Source organism: Synechococcus sp. CBW1107 (assembly GCF_015841355.1).
Taxonomy (GTDB): domain Bacteria; phylum Cyanobacteriota; class Cyanobacteriia; order PCC-6307; family Cyanobiaceae; genus Regnicoccus_A.
In genome coordinates this window covers 1,494,212-1,509,856 of the sequence record NZ_CP064908.1, presented here as the reverse complement: position 1 = coordinate 1,509,856, position 15,645 = coordinate 1,494,212, and the positions used below count along the sequence as shown (strand labels likewise).

Sequence of the window (15,645 nt, the reverse complement as noted above, 5' to 3'; positions counted from 1 at the left end):
GGGCTGGCTCATCGCTGCTGCCGTGCCGCCCAGACGTGTCTGGCCCAGCCCGGCTTGTAGCCCCGCTCCTGCTCGCGCTGCAGCAGCTCCTCGAAGGTGCGACAGCCTGCGGCCGGGTGCGTGCGCCGCGGCCGTTGCTGGTGTTTGGGCCTGGGCCGGTGGCGGGCTGCGCCTGTGACTTCCACCAGCTCGCCTGCAAGCTGCTGCAGCACGCGCTGCTGCTCATCGCGCTCGTCGGTCAGGAACAGATGGCCGCAGTCGGGGCAGAGCTGCGCCGCACTGGGGCAGCTGCAGAAGCAGGCCGGGCAGTCCTTGATCGGGATCGAGACCCCCTCGCGGCGGCGCCGGCCGGCCAGGTTCCACTCGCGCTCATCGGTGGGCAGGCCATGGCGATGGGCGTTGCCGACGTGATCGAGGATCACGGCCTCCTGCTTCCCATGTGCGGGACGCAGGGCCCGGCCGACCATCTGCAGGTAGAGCGACAGGCTGGCGGTGGGGCGCATCAGGATCGCCCCGCCAACTGAGGGGATGTCGGTGCCCTCGGAAATGATCATGCAGCTGCTGAGCACCTCCACCTCGCCGGTGCCGAGTCCGGCGATCAGGCGTTTGCGCTCCTCCGCTGGGGTGCCGCCGCTCACCGAGGCGGCCCGAATTCCCGCACTGCGAAAGGCCACGGCCATCTGCTCGGCGTGCTCGATCGTGCAGCAGAAGCAGATCGCCGTGCCCGGGTGCAGCCGGCGGCGGTAGTGGGAGACGGCATCGCCGATGGCGGCCCGGTCCCCAAAGGCGCGTGCCGCCTGCTCCAGGTCAAAGTCGCCCATCCGCCGGCGGAGTTTGCTGTTGCGGGCCCCTGGCCAGGAGAAGACCCTGGGCCGGGCCAGCCAGCCCTGCTCCACCAGCCAGGCTGCTGAAGGCCCCAGCACCAGGGCCTCGAAATAGCCGCCGGCCTCCACGCCCAACCCCTTGCCGTCGAGGCGTTCGGGGGTGGCGGTCTTGCCGATCAGATGGGCGCCTGGCCAGGCCTCGATGATTCGGCCCCAGACATTGCCGGCCACAAGGTGGTGGGCCTCGTCCTGAATGATCAGATCCGGCGGCGGCAGCTGCTCCAGCCGCCGGGCCACGGTCTGCACCGAGCCCACCGCCACCTGCCGGTCCTGCAGCCGGATGCCGGGGGCGATCACATCCGGCTCCAGTCCCCACGCCCGCACGGTGTCGGTCAGCTGCTCGATCAGCTCGGCCCTGTGGGCGAGCACCAGCACTCGCCGGCCCTTGCCAGCCGCGCCCTGGACAATCGCGCCGATCGTCTGGCCCTTGCCAGCACCGGTGGGCATCACGGCGCAGACCCGGCGGTGGACCTTGAGGGCGGCGCGGAGATCGGTGAGCAGCTGCTGCTGGTAGTGGCGCAGAACGATCGGGGCCATCAGGATCACAGGCGATCAGGACAGGAGCTAGCCGCTGGCCTTTCTTGGCTCAGCCTAGCGAGAGCTGGCCCACGGTATTAGGCTGTAGTTCACGAGCAGAGTTCCCATGTCCGACTACGCCCTGCCGGTGAGTGTCTCCATCACCCAAGAGCAGCTGGCCTGGCTGGATGCCCGCCGTCGCCATGGCTCCCTGAGCCGCTCAGCCGCCCTGCGCCAGGTGCTCGACGCGGTGATTCACCGTGAGGCCCTGGTGCCCGCACCTGATCGCGGCTCTACGGGCAACCAGGCGCCTGCCAGCCAGGGATGGTGAGCGACATCCCATGGCCGATGCCATTGCTGCGGCCCGGGGCCGCTGGCCGGAGATCCTTGCTGCCCTGGCAGGGCTGAGTGACGCGGAGCTGAGCGATCGTCATCAGCCCTGCCCGCTCTGCGGCGGAACCGATCGCTACCGCTTCGACGACAAAGACGGCAGCGGCTCCTGGTTCTGCAACCAATGCGGCGGCAAAGACCAGCGCGGTGGTGCCGGCTCCGGCATCGACCTGCTGATGCGCCGGCAGGGCTGGAGCTTTGTGGAAGCCGCCCGGCAGGTGGAGGCCTTTCTTGGCCTGGTGCCCGATCACCAGGACCCACGTGCCGGCAGTGCCACCAGCCGAAACGGCAAGCCCTGGCGCATGCCCGAGAAGCCGCCTGCCGATGCGCCGCCGCCGCCGTTGAACCGCGGCGCCACTGCCCAGTGGGCCTATCGCAATGGCGCCGGAGAGGTGCTGTTCTGGATCCAGCGGATCAAGCTGCGCAGCGGCGCCAAAGCCTTCCTGCATCGGGTCTGGCTCGATGGGGACTGGCATCGCCCCAGCCGCCGCGATGCCTTCACATGCGATTGGCCCGCACCGCGGCCGCTCTATGGGCTGCCGGATCTGCTGCAACGCTCCGAGGCTCCGGTGCTGGTGGTGGAAGGGGAGGGCACCGCCGATGCCGCCGCCCGCCTTTTCCCGCAGCACGCGGTGCTGACCTGGCCCAACGGATCGAAGGCGATCGCCAAGGCGGACTGGACACCGCTCGCCGGCCGTTCGGTGACGCTCTGGCCGGATGCCGATGCCGCGGGGCTGGAAGCCATGCAAAGCCTGGCCGCTCTGCTGCATCCCCTCGACTGCCAGCTGCAACTGGTGGCCCTGCCGGCGGACCTGCCCCAGGGCTGGGACCTGGCCGATGCCGACTGGACGCCCCGGCAGGCCGCACGCCAGCTGGCGAAAGCAGCCCAGCCATGGACCCCGCCCGAGGCGGATGGCGCTGGCAATGGCGATGGGCCTCCTCCCCCGCCGGCAGGTGCTGCAGCCCCCAGGCCGGCAGCGCCCTTCCTCTGCCTGGGCTACGACGCCGACGCGAACTTCTACCAACCTTCCAGCACCGGTCAGGTGATCCGGCTGCCCCGCGGCTGCCACACCGCCACCCACCTTGTCGCCCTGGCACCACTGGAGTACTGGGAGAGCCTCTACCCCAGCCGCACCGGGGTGAACTGGCCGGCTGCAGCCAGCGATCTGCACAAGAGCTCCGCCGCGATGGGGATCTTTGCGGTGGAGCGCATTCGCGGCCGCGGGGCCTGGTGGGATGAGGGCCGCACCGTGCTGCACCTCGGCGATCGCCTGATCACCCCCGAGGGGGAGCACCCGATCACCAAGCCATTCCGCTCGCGGCACATCTACCAGCGCCTCGAACGCCAGGAGGGGCCCTGCGGCGTCAAACCCCTGACCGTGGAGGAAGCGGCGGTGATCGTCAGCATCGCCAACCGCTTTCGCTGGGAGGTGCCCGCCTCCGGCACCCTGCTGCAGGGCTGGGTGGTGCTGGCTCCGATCTGCGGAGCCCTGCGCTGGCGGCCCCATATCTGGCTCACCGCCGGTGCCGGCTCGGGAAAGAGTCAGATCCTTGATCGCTTCGTGGTGCCGCTGCTCGGCGACCTGCGCCTGGCGGTGTCGGGCGCCACGACAGAGGCCGGCCTGCGCCAGACCATCTGCTCGGACGCCGTGCCGGTGGTCTTCGATGAGGCGGAGAGCAACGAGAAGGGCGACCAGCAGCGGATGCAGGCGATCTTGTCGCTGGCACGGGTGGCCAGCAGCGAGAGCAGCGCCGAGATGCTCAAGGGTTCCCCCAGCGGCGATGTGAGCCGCTACCGGGTGCGCTCGATGTTCCTGATGTCATCCATCGCCACCGCCCTCAAGCAGGGGGCCGACAAGAGCCGCTTCGCGCAGCTGACCCTGCGCAGCCCCACCGAGATGGGCCAGGAGGAGCGCGAGGCCCACTGGCAGAGCCTCGATCGGGATCTCGAGCGCTACATCACCCCGCAGCTGGCGCGGCGCTTAATCGCCCGGACGGTGTCGCTGATCCCGGTGATCCGTCAGTCAGTTGTGGTCTTCTCCGCGGCTGCCGCCCGCCACTTCGACTCCCAGCGCCTGGGGGATCAGTACGGCACCTTGATGGCCGGCGCCTGGTCACTGCTCAGCGATGCGGTTCCCAGTCAGAAGGAGGCCGAGGAGTGCATTGAGGTCCACAACTGGGACAGCTACAGCCAGAGCACCGAAGTTCCCGACGAGGCCCGCTGCATCCAGACGATCCTGCAGCGGCAGGTGCGGGTGGAGACCGACGACAAACCCGTCACCCGCACCATCGGCGAACTGGTGGAGCTGGCCGCCTGCCACAGCAGCTGCATCGATGTGAGTCCCGGCCTGGCGGCCCAGACCCTTGGCCGCCATGGCCTGCGTGTGGATCAGGAGCGTCTGTTGGTGAGCAACACCGCCAAGGCGATCGAGCACTTCCTCGCCGATACCGCCTGGCAGAACAGTTGGTCCGTGGTGCTGCTGCGCCTGAGCGGTGCGCAACGGGCTGGACCGGTGCGTTTCTGTGGCGCCGGCATGGTCAGCCGTGCGGTCGCCATTCCCCTGAGCGTGCTGTAACCAGAAGCCGTTACAAAACGGCCAGACATAACAGCAGCGGTAACGCCCAGATCTCCTGCCCCGCAAGCGATCTGGGCATCCGTAACGATGTAACGCTCCAGGTAGCACATAGAGCCCCCTATGAATTCAAAGACGAATGCACACCTGCTCAACCAGACACTGCTGCTTGCTACTGCTTCTATCTCTGAAAAAGGGTTACAGCGTTACAGCCACCCCTAGAAGCTCCTGCCGGCAAGCCCTCTCGGCTGTGACGCCCATCGTCACAGCGCGTCACACCTGAAACGGTCATGATCACCACCACCTCCACCTGGCTTGATCCCATCCCCGGCCTCTGGCGGGATGAGGAGGCCCATCGCTACTGGCTCGGCGATCACTTGTTTCCGGTGTCGATCACCGGCGTGCTGGCCCATGGCCTGAGCGAGACCGCTAAACGGGCGATTGAGGCCAAGCGGCCGATCTGGGAGCCGCGTGGCACCACCGTGCACACGGCCCTTGAGCACTACACCCAGGCCCGTTTTCTGCTGGGCAAGAGCGCCACTGCGGCGCTGCTGGACGCCGAGGCATTGCCCGGGCATCACCCATATCGGGACTGGATCCTGCCGCTGCTGCTGCTCCCACTCTGGGAGGAGGTACAGGTCATCGCCAGTGAACGGCTGACCTGCTGTCTGACCCGCAACGTCGCCGGGGCCTTCGATGGCGCCTACATCTCACCGGCCCTGAGCGAGCGGCGGGGAAGGGAGGTGCGGGTGCTCTACGACCTCAAAACCCTCTCGGCCCACGGACGGCCCTACTCCACCGCCGCGCAGCTGGGCGGCTACATGGTGCTGGAGACCGCCCAGGGGAACCACTACGAGCTGGGCCAGACGATCTGGAGCAAGCCCGGCGAGGCGTTCACCAGCACCTTCTACAGCCGTGAGCAGTGCCTGGCGGCCTGGGCTGCGGCCTGGAGCCGCTACTGCTCTGCCCACAGGCCCTTCTGAGAGCCAGGATCAATGTGAGCTGGCCCAGCAGTTTGGCTTGCAGATGTTGGCCGCTAGATTGAGCAGGCTCGGAGTTATCCGCGCAACTGTTCTGGTGTTCCTCGATGGCAGACCTCCTGCTTGCTGCTGCTCCCCCAGCGCCAGCCGCGGCTGCGGCTGATCTCGATGCCCTACTGGATGACGTCACCGCCATCAAGGCCCAGCAGAAGGAGCTGGAGCAGCAGCTCGAGCCCCTGCTGGAGGCCCTCAATACGGCGATGGCCACCGGTCAGCTGGATCCGTCCTTCTCGCACAACGACTGGGCCTTCTCCCACAGCCCCGGCCGGCTGACCTACGACTTCCCGGCGGCTGTGCAGCAGATCGAGCAGCAGCTCAAGGCCGCCAAAGAATCCGCGATCCAGCTGGGCAGCGCCAAGGAGAAGCGCGGCAATCCCTTCTGGACCATCCGCCCCCCGAAGACCCAGCCCCTGCCGTTCTGAGCTGATGTCGCTGCGCGCTCCCAACCAGGCCGCTGCTGATCCGGTAGAGGAGCTGCGCTTCGCACCGGCTGAGCAGGACTCCGATGGAGAAGCGGTGTGGGAACCGGTGGCGGTGGACCCGAGCCGGCCGATCAGCCAGACCAACCCGCCACGGCGTTCACCCCATCACGCCCAGACCCCCAGGGCCACTGCCGGGGAGGTGGAGCGGCGCATTGCAGAAGCGCAGCTCTGGATCGCGCAGCGGCTTCCTTTGGTGGAAATCAGGGCGAAAGCGGGCGAGAGCTGGGGGGTGAACAACATCAAAACGATCAATCGCTACCTCGACCTCGCCCGCGAGCGGATGGTGGAGGAGCTGATCACCGACCGGCGCCGCCACCAGGCCGAGCAGATTTTTGCCCTCAATGAGTGCGCCCGCCGGGCCATGGACGCCGAGCAGTTTTCGGCAGCCGTCGGCGCCTTCCGGGTGATCGCCGAGATCGGAGGGCTGCTACGCGCGCCAATCAAGCCGCCGGAGCCACGGGCATGACCTGCGCTCCTTCACCTACGGCCCTTGTGCAGCGTCCTGCCGCAGACAGCGGCGGTCTGCTGCTGCCTGCGCTCGACCCCTGGGGTGACAGCGGCCTGCTGCACCTCCCCATGGCCATGGCAGCCGAGCCAGCAGAGCCCCAGAGCCTGCGTAGCTTCATTGCCGAGGCCTACCCCCGCTACGGCTTCCACCGCTGGGCCGAGCAACTGATCGAGCTGCTCCAGGCCGTCGCCGATGGCCAGCTGAGCCGCTTGATCGTCACCTGTCCGCCCCGGCTCGGGAAAAGCCTCCTGGTGTCCAAGCTGTTCCCGGCCTACTTCCTGCAGCGCTACCCGCACCTCTTCTCGGCGATCGCCTCGTACTCAGCTGAGCTGGCCTACGCCCACTCCAGAGAAGCGCGCCACTTTTACCGGGTGACGGGCCACCTGCTGGCCCGCGACTCGTCTGCTGTGGGCAACTGGCTGACCCGCCAGCGCGGTGGCTGCATTGCTGCTGGTGTGGATGGCCCGTTCACGGGCAAGGGCTACAGCTTGGGGATCATCGACGACCCCTACAAGGGCCCCGGTGATGCGGCCAGCCCTGCGCTGCGCCAGAAGCTGATCGACTGGCTGCGCTCGGTGTGGCTCACCCGCGCCGAACCGGCCTCGGTGCTGGGACCGGACGGCAGGGAGCAGCCGAATCTCTCGGCCCAGGTGGTGGTGCTCACCCGCTGGGACCACCAGGACGTGATCGGCTGGTTGTACGAGCAGGAGCTCGGCGAGGCGCCGCAGCAGTGGACCGTGCTTGATCTGCCCGCGATCGCCGAGGACCCGGCCGAACGGCCCAAGCTGCCGCCCAGCTGCACCCTGATCCCCGACTGGCGACAGGCGGGCGAGGCGCTTTGCCCGGAGAGGTTCCCCCTGCCGGAACTGCTCAAGATCCGCGCCCGCCTCGGTGCCTACTGGTGGGCGGCGCTCTATCAGCAGCGGCCCAGCCCGGCGAGCGGATCGATCTTCCTGCGCGAGTGGATCCGGCCGTCCTTCCCTCGCGAGGACGGCAGCCAGCGCCCGTACGCCCTGCTGGCTCTCTCTTGTGACCTGAGCTTCAAGGGGGAGGCGGAGAGCGACTACTGCGGCTTCTGCCTGGCCGGGCTGTTGGCACCACCAGCCCGGAATGGCATCCCCCAATCGGGTGAACCACAGGGGCACCAGAACCCGCAGGCGTTGGAGATCGAGGTGCTGTGGGCCACACGGCACCGCTTTGGCCTGCCGGAGGTGATCCGCTTCCTACTGGGCTGCCTGGAGGCGCTGGAGCAGCAGGGTCTGCGCCCCCATGCCGTGCTGATCGAGGACGCCGCCAACGGCCCGGCGGTGCTGCAGACGCTCCGGCGCCGCGTGCCGGGAATGTTGCCGATCACGGCCCGCGGCAGCAAGGAAACCCGCGCCCATGCCGTCGCCCCCTTGGTGGAAGCAGGTCAAATCCGCTTTCACCACCGCGCCCAGCCGCTGGTGGAAGAAGCGATCCGCTTCCCCAAGGGCAGCAAGGACTTGGTGGATGCCTTCTGCCACGGCGCCCTGTGGCTGGAGGGCCGCTACTGGAAGGCCCAGGGCATCCAGCCGGTGGTGACGCCACTGCTGGTGAGCCGATGAGCAAGCCGCTGGTGTCCGCGGTGCGGGAAGATTCCACGCCATCCCTGGTGGAGAGCCCACCCTCTGCCGTGCTGACTCCGGCTGCTGTGCAGCTGGAGCTCCCGATGACAGTTGTACTGGTGGGTGATGCCGCAGGTGTGGCTCAAATGCTCAACCAACGGCGTCACCGGCAGCCGGCATGCCATGCCCGGGCACAGCAGCTGGAGATCAACCTGCAGACGCCGGGGCATCACCCACCCAGAGCTCAGGGAAAGCAGCAGATGCGTTGCAGGCACCGGCGGCAGCGAGCTGTACGGCCCCATGCCGCTGCTGATGCCCTGGCGCTGGAGCACATGGACCTGGCGGAGAAGATCGCCGGCAACTTCGCTCGGCGCACTGTTCACCCCAAGGAGGACCTGCTGCAGCTGGCGATGATCGGGCTGATCAAGGCGGCCCGCCGCTACGACCCCTCACGGGGTCCATTTCGGCCCTACGGGCGCACCTATGCCAATGGGGAGATCACGCACTTTCTGCGAGACAACGGATTTTTGCTGAAGGTGCCGCCGACATGGCGGGAGATTCATGCGCGGGGGCAGCGGTTGCTCACTTCCGGAGTCGGAGCGGGAGAGATGATGGAGAGACTAGGGATTACTTGCGAGCGGTGGGTTCAGATCGTCGATGCGTGCTCACTCCGGGTAGTTGCTTTTCCACTTCAGTGAATACCTAAGTTTAGCTGCGGAGCGGCCTTCGAGGAAGCCTGAATGCTCGTTACACGTCCCTGATCACTCCTTCAGCTGCAACGGCAAGCTAGACAGCTGCGAACAAGGGCTCACAACAAGGTCAATGAGGCGATTTCCTCCTCAGCTGCTCGATGCCATCCCTGATACTCGCCCTGGGCGTCGGGCAAGCCCCGATAGGAGGCTGCGGCATTCCTCAATATATGCTGCCAATGCGTGCCTCTGAGTGAGTACATCCCCAGAAGTGAAAGCAGTGCGTCAGTGTCTTTCACACGCACAAACATCCAAGAAGGCACAGAGATCCGGCCGCGAAGCGGATCTGCGGAGAGCTCGCTGAGGAATGGAAGGATCTTCTTCTCATTCGCGGCTCCAGATGGAGCCAGCGCGAGTTCGCGCGCCGTAAGGACAAACATGTCGAAGTACCGGTATGTCACCTGCAATTCATCGTGAGGATATGCCAAGTCCATCACTAGAATCGCACCGTTCATTCCGGCCCCAGCGACCGTAGGATGCAGTCCGTGATGCTCAGAAAACCACGGGTCCGGTCGCAGAAATCCCTTGTGAATGCACCAAGAATTAGTAGTTGCATCCTGCTGCACAACCTTAGTTTGAACCTTGCGAAGCGCGTCCTCAGATTCTAGAACTAGGTCAAAGCCATCTCGGTCAACATCGGGTTCGTAGACTCGGAGATCGACGCCAGCGCGCGCGGATGCAAGCTTTAACTCATAGATCAGTCGATGAGCGAGCAGGCGCTCACGCGAGGTTGAGTTCTTTGGGTCGTCAAGAAAATCCGCGAGAGGCGTCGAATTTGACATGTGCTTAGGAATTGTGGCCTAAAGTGCTTTGAGTTCGCTATCTAATACTAAATGAGCGGGCCTTTACCAAGAAATAGCCCGCCGCTTCGTGATCCACATAAGAACGCGTAGCCATCAAAAGTAGAAGCTTAGGCCGGCTGCACGGCAGTCAATCCTGTCCCGGGAGCTCATCTCGCGTGGATCTTCACCGGACCCACATAAGAACGCAAAGCCCTGCTCTGATCACCCTGCTTGTTCTGACGCCTTGACCGAATCCATGCCGATCCTGCATGGTCCTTCCTGCCGTTCATTGCTGCCACTGGCAAGAGATGTGGCCACAAGCAGCAGCCAGTGCCCACCACCCGCCGACGCAGGACAACTACCCCCCGCAGCCCCTCCTCCCCACAAGAGACGCAGCCCCACGCCCCAGCTCAGCCCCCCTGGCTGGAGCACCCAACCCTCAGCGGCCTGAGTGACCGCTTGCAGTTGGTCTACGACTGCTGGACCCTGCTGGAGCTCCCTGACGGCACCAGCCGCCGGCCGGTGTATCTGCCCCGCGGCATCGAGGAGCCCGAGTCCTGCTACCTCAAGCGCCTGGAAGCGGCTCGGCCCACCGGCTTCTACCGCGACGCCCTGCGCACCTACGCCGGGATGCTGTCGCGGCTGGCCTGGCAGCAGCTGCCTGATTCCCTCAGCCGGGTGGCCACCGATGTGGACGGCCAGGGAACTGACCTGGGGGTGTTCCTGTTCCTGGCCGACCTGCTCACCCTGCGGGATGGCGGCTGCCTGATCCTGCAGCTGCCGCCCCAGCACCGCTGGCCCTCAGAAGGGGATCGACTGGAAGCCCTGGCCAAGGGCGACCGGCTCTCGTTGCCGCGGTTGCAGCTGGTGCCCCGGGGAGACCTGCTCAACTGGCGCCTGCCCACCGACGGCGCCACCGGTGCCCCGGCATCGGGGCCGGTGGAGATCGTCTGGCGCGAACCGCGCCGCCAGGCCCTGCCTCCCCGGTTCGCCAGTGGCAATGCAGCGGTGCCCATGGTGGTGCTCGACGCCCACGGCGGGCTGGTACCGGATCCGGCGGCCTGGCTGTACCGCAGCCTCTCGGTGACGGATGACGGCCTGGTGCTGCGCAGCTGGCAGGCCAACCCCAACCCCGGCGCTGTCGATGGCTACGACGTGGTGCCTGTGGGTGAGCCTTCGCTGCTGCCCCAGCGCTTTGACCTGCCGGCCCTTTGGTACTCGGTGGATGGCACCGCCTTTGGCGAGGGCGATCTGCCCCACCTGGGCCTGGCCCATCAGTACCTCAACCACTACCGCTGCCGCAGCGACTACGAAGACCTCCTCTCCCGCACGGCCCTGCCGGTGGGCGTGCGCACAGGGCTGGTGGATGCCTACGGCTTCCGGCGCAGTGACGGCGCCCTCGGCTCTGCTGCAGGGACCGGCGCAGAAGGTCAGCGTCCGCAGCGGCTGGTGCTCTCCACCTCCTCCTTCATGGATCTGCCCGAGGGAGCCAAGTTCCAGTGGGTCGAAATAGAAGCCCGCTCACTGGCGGAGCACCGCGGCTACCTGCTGCAGCTGGAGGAGGCGATGCGGCGTGACGCCCTGATCCCTGCAGGCGGCCACGGCCCGGCCCGCACCGAGCTGGAGATTTCGCTCACTGCCGGCCAGAGCTTTGCGGTGCTGCAGTCGTTGGCGGGTCAGAAACGTTCGATGCTCAGCACCCTGCTGCAGCAGTGGACCCGGCTCACCGGCGAGAAGCTCACAGGTGCCGAGGTCTGCACGGTGGAGATCTGCCCACTGGTGCCGCCGCAGCCAGCGTGCAAACCCGAGCCCTCGGTGCAGGAGTGGCTGGTGCTGCATGAGCGGGGGGTGATCGACGCGGCGGAGTTGCGGAAGCAGTTGGGGCTGGCGATCCCTGGCGAGTGAGCTGCTGGCAAGAGAGGACATGACCCAGCCCTCTCCACCCACCTGCAGCTGGCGGCCCGGCGACAGCGAGGCGCTGCGCATCGCCCTGTCCATCCCCGTCACCAGTGCGGCCCTGTCGGCACTGAATAGGGAGATGGCCCAGCTGCAGACCGAATACCCCACGGGTGTCTGCACAGCTCAGCGTCACCTCGATGCCATTGCCGAACTGGACCAGCGGCTAGCGGCACTGACGCCGGACGATCTCAACGCTCCGATCCGCAGCAGCCGTAAGGGCGTGGCTGGTGGCGTCGTACCCAACCCGCTGCCGCTGAGCAAGTTGGCGGTGGTGGAGTACGCCACCGAGCTGCTGCTGGAGGAAACCGAGAGCGAGTGGAATCCTGCGGGCCCCTCGCCGGCGGTGGTGCTGGGGAAGCAGCGCAGCCAGCACATCGGCCAGCTGGCGCTGCTGCTGCCAAGGCTGCAGAACTGGCGCCAGTGCAACCCGGATCCCTTCCAGGGAGCACTGGTGCGGGGCTGAGCGATGGAGAAGCCCCTCTCACCGCTGAACCAGGGCCTCAACCCCCTGCGGGGTGCGCCGCTCTGGGGCCAGCTGGTGTCTCTTCCTGCAGCCACCCCGGCGATCGACAGCCGGCTGGCCCAGTCGGCGGCGGCCGCGCCTCTCTGGCTGGCGCTGCAGCCCTACGCCAATGCCCGCCTCTGCCTGTTTGAAGTGGACCGGCCCGAGAGCCGCAACCCCATTCCGATTCGCCGGCACGTGATCGACTGCTTCCTCGAGCAGAGCGGCATCGTCAGCGGCTACAACGACACCGCTCTCACCGACCCGGGCGATGTGCTCCTGCGGGGCTACCTCTGCCGGGCGGCGATCCTGCCGGTGAGCACCAGCAACACCTTCGACTGGCTGGCTGCTGAACTGAATTGGGGCACACCGGGCTGCCGCGACGAGGCGCCGCTGCCCTGGGATCCGTCGCTGCTGGGCACGGTGCAGGCCCCTTGCCAGGGGGTGATGTGGCTCGGGGACCTGGCCCAGCTCTCGCCCCAGGGCGGCCTGCCCAGTGGCGGGCGGGCCCAGTTCGCCGGCTGTCAGGTGATGCACTTCGGGGCGGATTACGGCCCCGGCGGCATCGGCCTGCTGGTTCAGCCGCTGCTGGGGGAAGCGATCCAGCTGGTGCTCAGACCCCACAGCGTCTTGGTGCTGCGCGATGGCGACACCTTGAACCTGATCGCCGAGCGCTACAGCACCACCGTGGCCACCTTGCGGCGGATCAACCCCCAGCTGGAGAGCACCCAGACGATCACCGCTGTCGAGGGCGACTCCCTGGCGGTGCTGGCCGGCCGGCACGGCACCACGGAAAGCAAGCTGCGCAGCCTCAACCCGGTGGTGCAGCAGAGCGAGACTTACATCAGCGTGGAAGGCGACACGCTCAGCAGCGTGGCGGCCGAGCAGAACCTCAGCCTCTCCCTGCTGCGTCAGTTCAACTCGGAGCTGAGCAGCTGGCCCAGCGAGGAACCCCTGCCGGCAGGCACCACCCTGCTGTTGCCCCTCTACCGCTCCACCACGCCGATCCCGGCCGGGATGCAACTGCTGGTGCCGGGTTATCTGCCCTCCACCCAACTGCCGGCGGGGGAATGGATCTACCTGCCGGCCCGGCGCTCGGCGCCTGTACTGGATGAGCTGCCGGATCCGGCGGGCTGATGGAGAGCCCAGCGGCTCAAGCCGCCTCCAAGTCCAGATGCTCCACGTAGGCATGGAAGTCACGGTCGAGGAGCTGTGCCACCAGCTGGCCCTGGCCACGGCCAATGCAAGCAGCAGCCCGACGCTCGATGACAGCCCGGCCACCAGGGCCGGGTAAGGGAGCCACAATCCTGATCCCGAGAAGTCTCAGCCGATCAGCTCGCCGGCTGGGCCTGCACGGTGATGGTCAGATTGCCGTCGCTATCGCGCTGCTGGGCATAGGCCAGCTCCTGCAGGAAGCCCTGCAACTGCTGGACCGCCTTCCGCTCCTGCTGGCTGGGATGACGCACGGCAGAGGTGATCAGCCTCAACCCGAGTCCGGCACTGCCGATCACCCCCAGCGGACCCATTACCACCGCCAGGCCAGGCACGAGCATCAGTGCCACTGCCAGAAACACCGAGACAGGCAGCGCTCCCGCAGCCATCAAGCCGCTGGTCTGCAGGATCTGCAAGAGCCTCTCTTTGCGTTCATCGGCTGTGCCGTTGAGCAACAGGTCGCGGTGCACCAGCAGTTGATCCACCGCGGTGATCGCTGCTGAATAGGCACTGGCCTCCACGGCATTGCCGAGGGTGCGCTGCCAGAACTCAGGGGTCTGAGCTGCGGCGATCAGTCCATCGAGGTGGTTGTCCGTGCTGGCCCGGAGTCGCTCCAGCCAGCTCATGTCGCTGGAGCCGCGGCTAATGTTGACCGAGCCGTCCTCCCAGATGCCATTGGCCGCATCGGCGGCCAGGTGGGGGGAGTTGAAACGGCTTTCGATGTGGGACCAGTGCTTGCCGAGGGCATCGCCCCCCTTGAGGAAGCCATCAACCGCTGCGGTGCCGTAGTGCTCCAGTTCCCCGGGCAGCTTGGCCAGCAGATCTGCTGCAGCCACGCTGTGATTGGAGGCCGCAGATGTGATGCGGCTGATGAGCTGGGGGTCAACCCCGAAGTTGTTGAGCTCGCTGAGCGAAGCCGCAACCGTGCCGGCAGCCACCGCCAGGACTTTGGTGGTGCGATCCAGACCCTTTCGGACCTTGGCAGCGGCGGCGGCTCCTGCGGCCAGGCCGGCACCAGTAACGGCGGTGATATCTGCCATGGCCCAGGCACCAGGGCTTTCCATCTTGACGCGGACCGGCACGCCCCCTGGCGTTGCTAGCCAGCAGTGGGATCGGCTGCTGGCAACAGGGAAAGCGAGCGCAGCCCGGACGGGGCGCCCGCAACACCACAGCCGTGATGGGTGATGTCCTCCTCCTTCTTCTCCTCTGATTCCTATGGCGCCAACAGCGGCGCTGCTCCAGCTCCCCTGGCCTCTTCTGCTCCGTGGCAGACCTACCGCCAGCAGCAGCAGCAACCCAACCAGGGACCTGCTGGTTCCTTAGCTCCACTAGCTGCTGAACTCGACCCCCTCGATGAGGGCGACGACGAGGCCGGCGGCCACGACGTCGGCACAGGTGACGACAGCTTTGATGCTGTTCCTCCCCAGGACTCGAGCAGCGCCAGCGGCGACAACGACGACCCCCCTGCAGCCGCTTCCAGCAATGCTGATCCCCTGCGGGCTGAACGGCGCCGCAGCAACCAGCTCGAGAAAGAACTGCGCAAGGCCCGTGCCCAGCTGTCGCGGTTCTCGGAGATCAACCCGGACGAATACGCCCGCCTGCAGGACGCCGAACGCAAGCGCGAGGAGTTCGAGCGCCAGGTGGGCGAGCGCGAGCGCCAGCTCAACGAGGCCAACCTGCGTCGCGTGCGCAGCGTTGAAAAGGAACGGGACGAGGCCCGCTCTCAGGTGCAGAATCTGCGCAAGGAGCGCTTGATGGAGCGCCTGTTCTCCGAGGCCGAGGGCCGCGTGGGTGGCGACGAACGGGGCACCTTCTTTGACACTTTCGTGACGCTGTGCGGCGGCCACTTCCAGCTGGCGGATGTGGATGGCCGCGAGCGGCTGCTGCCGGTGGACGGCAAGGGCCAGCCCCTCACCGCCGACGGGGTGGCCCTGAGCGATGGCGACTACATGGAGGAGCTGCGCCGCCACCCGGTGTACAGCTTCCTGTTCCAGCAGCGCAGCGGCCTCTATTCGGCTGCTGTGCCTGAAACGGGCCATGAGCACGGCGGCGCGGTGAATCTGCAGACCCTGAGTACGGCCGAGCTCTATCTGGAGGCCGTCAAGGGCACCACGCCCAGGGCGGCTGCACCGCGGCGCTGATCACCCTGCCGGTAGAGCGATGGCCTGGTATCTGGTGTTCTGGCGCAACCGATCCACCGCCACGGTGGTGCCGGCCGCCAGCGCCAGCCAGGCCCGCTCCCGTGCTCAACGCCAGCAGAAACGGGGCTATGGGGCGATCGTGGCCGCCCGTCGGGCCAATCCCCAGGACAGCCAGCTCATTCGCCGTGGCGTCTGGGTGCGCCGTCGCCGTGACGGCAGCAGTCCTCAGTTCGGCAGTGCTCGCTCCAAAGCCAGGGCCCGCCGGCAGCGGAGTGCCTACCGCCATTGGCTGTAAGGCCCGGCCACCAACCGGCAGCCGGG

Annotated in this window: 15 protein-coding genes; 12 read left to right on the top strand and 3 right to left on the bottom strand. The window is 67.0% G+C overall.

Going from position 1 to position 15,645, the window contains the following annotated elements:
• Positions 1-8 precede the first annotated feature (8 nt).
• Positions 9-1,421, bottom strand: coding sequence for a DEAD/DEAH box helicase (locus I1E95_RS07875; protein WP_197166734.1), 1,413 nt, complete (start codon positions 1,419-1,421; stop codon positions 9-11).
• A 106-nt stretch (positions 1,422-1,527) separates the two neighbouring features.
• Here I1E95_RS07875 and I1E95_RS07870 point away from each other — a divergent pair, with 106 nt between their 5' ends.
• The 7 genes from I1E95_RS07870 to I1E95_RS07840 all read left to right on the top strand — a co-directional run bounded on the left by I1E95_RS07870 (position 1,528) and on the right by I1E95_RS07840 (position 8,677).
• The gene (locus tag I1E95_RS07870; RefSeq protein ID WP_197166733.1) at positions 1,528-1,731 is read left to right on the top strand and encodes a hypothetical protein; all 204 of its coding nucleotides are present in this window, start codon (positions 1,528-1,530) and stop codon (positions 1,729-1,731) included.
• A 10-nt stretch (positions 1,732-1,741) separates the two neighbouring features.
• Entirely contained in the window at positions 1,742-4,366 is a 2,625-nt protein-coding gene (locus tag I1E95_RS07865) for a primase-helicase zinc-binding domain-containing protein (protein ID WP_197166732.1), read from the top strand.
• Positions 4,367-4,653: 287 nt separating this feature from the next.
• Positions 4,654-5,346 carry a hypothetical protein gene (locus I1E95_RS07860; protein ID WP_197166731.1) on the top strand — a complete coding sequence of 231 codons (693 nt, stop codon included), beginning with the start codon at positions 4,654-4,656 and terminating at the stop codon, positions 5,344-5,346.
• 104 nt (positions 5,347-5,450) lie between these two features.
• Positions 5,451-5,825, top strand: a complete 375-nt coding sequence (locus tag I1E95_RS07855) for a hypothetical protein (protein WP_197166730.1) — start codon at positions 5,451-5,453, stop codon at positions 5,823-5,825.
• Positions 5,826-5,829: 4 nt separating this feature from the next.
• The gene (locus I1E95_RS07850) at positions 5,830-6,351 is read left to right on the top strand and encodes a hypothetical protein (protein ID WP_197166729.1); all 522 of its coding nucleotides are present in this window, start codon (positions 5,830-5,832) and stop codon (positions 6,349-6,351) included.
• Complete coding sequence (locus I1E95_RS07845) at positions 6,348-7,979, top strand: terminase (protein ID WP_197166728.1); 1,632 nt, start codon at positions 6,348-6,350, stop codon at positions 7,977-7,979. The genes I1E95_RS07850 and I1E95_RS07845 overlap by 4 nt, the downstream gene beginning before the upstream one ends.
• Positions 7,976-8,677 carry a sigma-70 family RNA polymerase sigma factor gene (locus tag I1E95_RS07840; protein WP_197166727.1) on the top strand — a complete coding sequence of 234 codons (702 nt, stop codon included), beginning with the start codon at positions 7,976-7,978 and terminating at the stop codon, positions 8,675-8,677. The genes I1E95_RS07845 and I1E95_RS07840 overlap by 4 nt, the downstream gene beginning before the upstream one ends.
• 110 nt (positions 8,678-8,787) lie before the next feature.
• Here the strand turns inward: I1E95_RS07840 and I1E95_RS07835 are convergent, their stop codons facing one another.
• A complete protein-coding gene (locus tag I1E95_RS07835) occupies positions 8,788-9,183 on the bottom strand; it encodes a hypothetical protein (protein ID WP_197166726.1) in 396 nt (131 codons plus the stop codon).
• Positions 9,184-9,840: 657 nt separating this feature from the next.
• Here I1E95_RS07835 and I1E95_RS07830 point away from each other — a divergent pair.
• The 3 genes from I1E95_RS07830 to I1E95_RS07820 are packed head-to-tail and all read left to right on the top strand — an operon-like array spanning position 9,841 to position 13,108.
• Positions 9,841-11,415 carry a DUF4055 domain-containing protein gene (locus I1E95_RS07830; protein ID WP_197166725.1) on the top strand — a complete coding sequence of 525 codons (1,575 nt, stop codon included), beginning with the start codon at positions 9,841-9,843 and terminating at the stop codon, positions 11,413-11,415.
• A gap of 19 nt (positions 11,416-11,434) precedes the next feature.
• The gene (locus I1E95_RS07825; RefSeq protein ID WP_197166724.1) at positions 11,435-11,932 is read left to right on the top strand and encodes a hypothetical protein; all 498 of its coding nucleotides are present in this window, start codon (positions 11,435-11,437) and stop codon (positions 11,930-11,932) included.
• A 3-nt stretch (positions 11,933-11,935) separates the two neighbouring features.
• Positions 11,936-13,108, top strand: a complete 1,173-nt coding sequence (locus I1E95_RS07820) for a LysM peptidoglycan-binding domain-containing protein (RefSeq protein WP_197166723.1) — start codon at positions 11,936-11,938, stop codon at positions 13,106-13,108.
• A 194-nt stretch (positions 13,109-13,302) separates the two neighbouring features.
• Here the strand turns inward: I1E95_RS07820 and I1E95_RS07815 are convergent, their stop codons facing one another.
• Positions 13,303-14,223, bottom strand: coding sequence for a hypothetical protein (locus tag I1E95_RS07815; protein ID WP_197166721.1), 921 nt, complete (start codon positions 14,221-14,223; stop codon positions 13,303-13,305).
• Between the two features lie 144 nt (positions 14,224-14,367).
• Between I1E95_RS07815 and I1E95_RS07810 the strand changes: the two genes are divergently transcribed.
• On the top strand, positions 14,368-15,324 hold the full coding sequence (locus I1E95_RS07810; RefSeq protein WP_197166719.1) for a hypothetical protein: 957 nt from the start codon (positions 14,368-14,370) through the stop codon (positions 15,322-15,324).
• A gap of 19 nt (positions 15,325-15,343) precedes the next feature.
• On the top strand, positions 15,344-15,619 hold the full coding sequence (locus tag I1E95_RS07805) for a hypothetical protein (RefSeq protein WP_197166717.1): 276 nt from the start codon (positions 15,344-15,346) through the stop codon (positions 15,617-15,619).
• Positions 15,620-15,645: the final 26 nt, after the last annotated feature.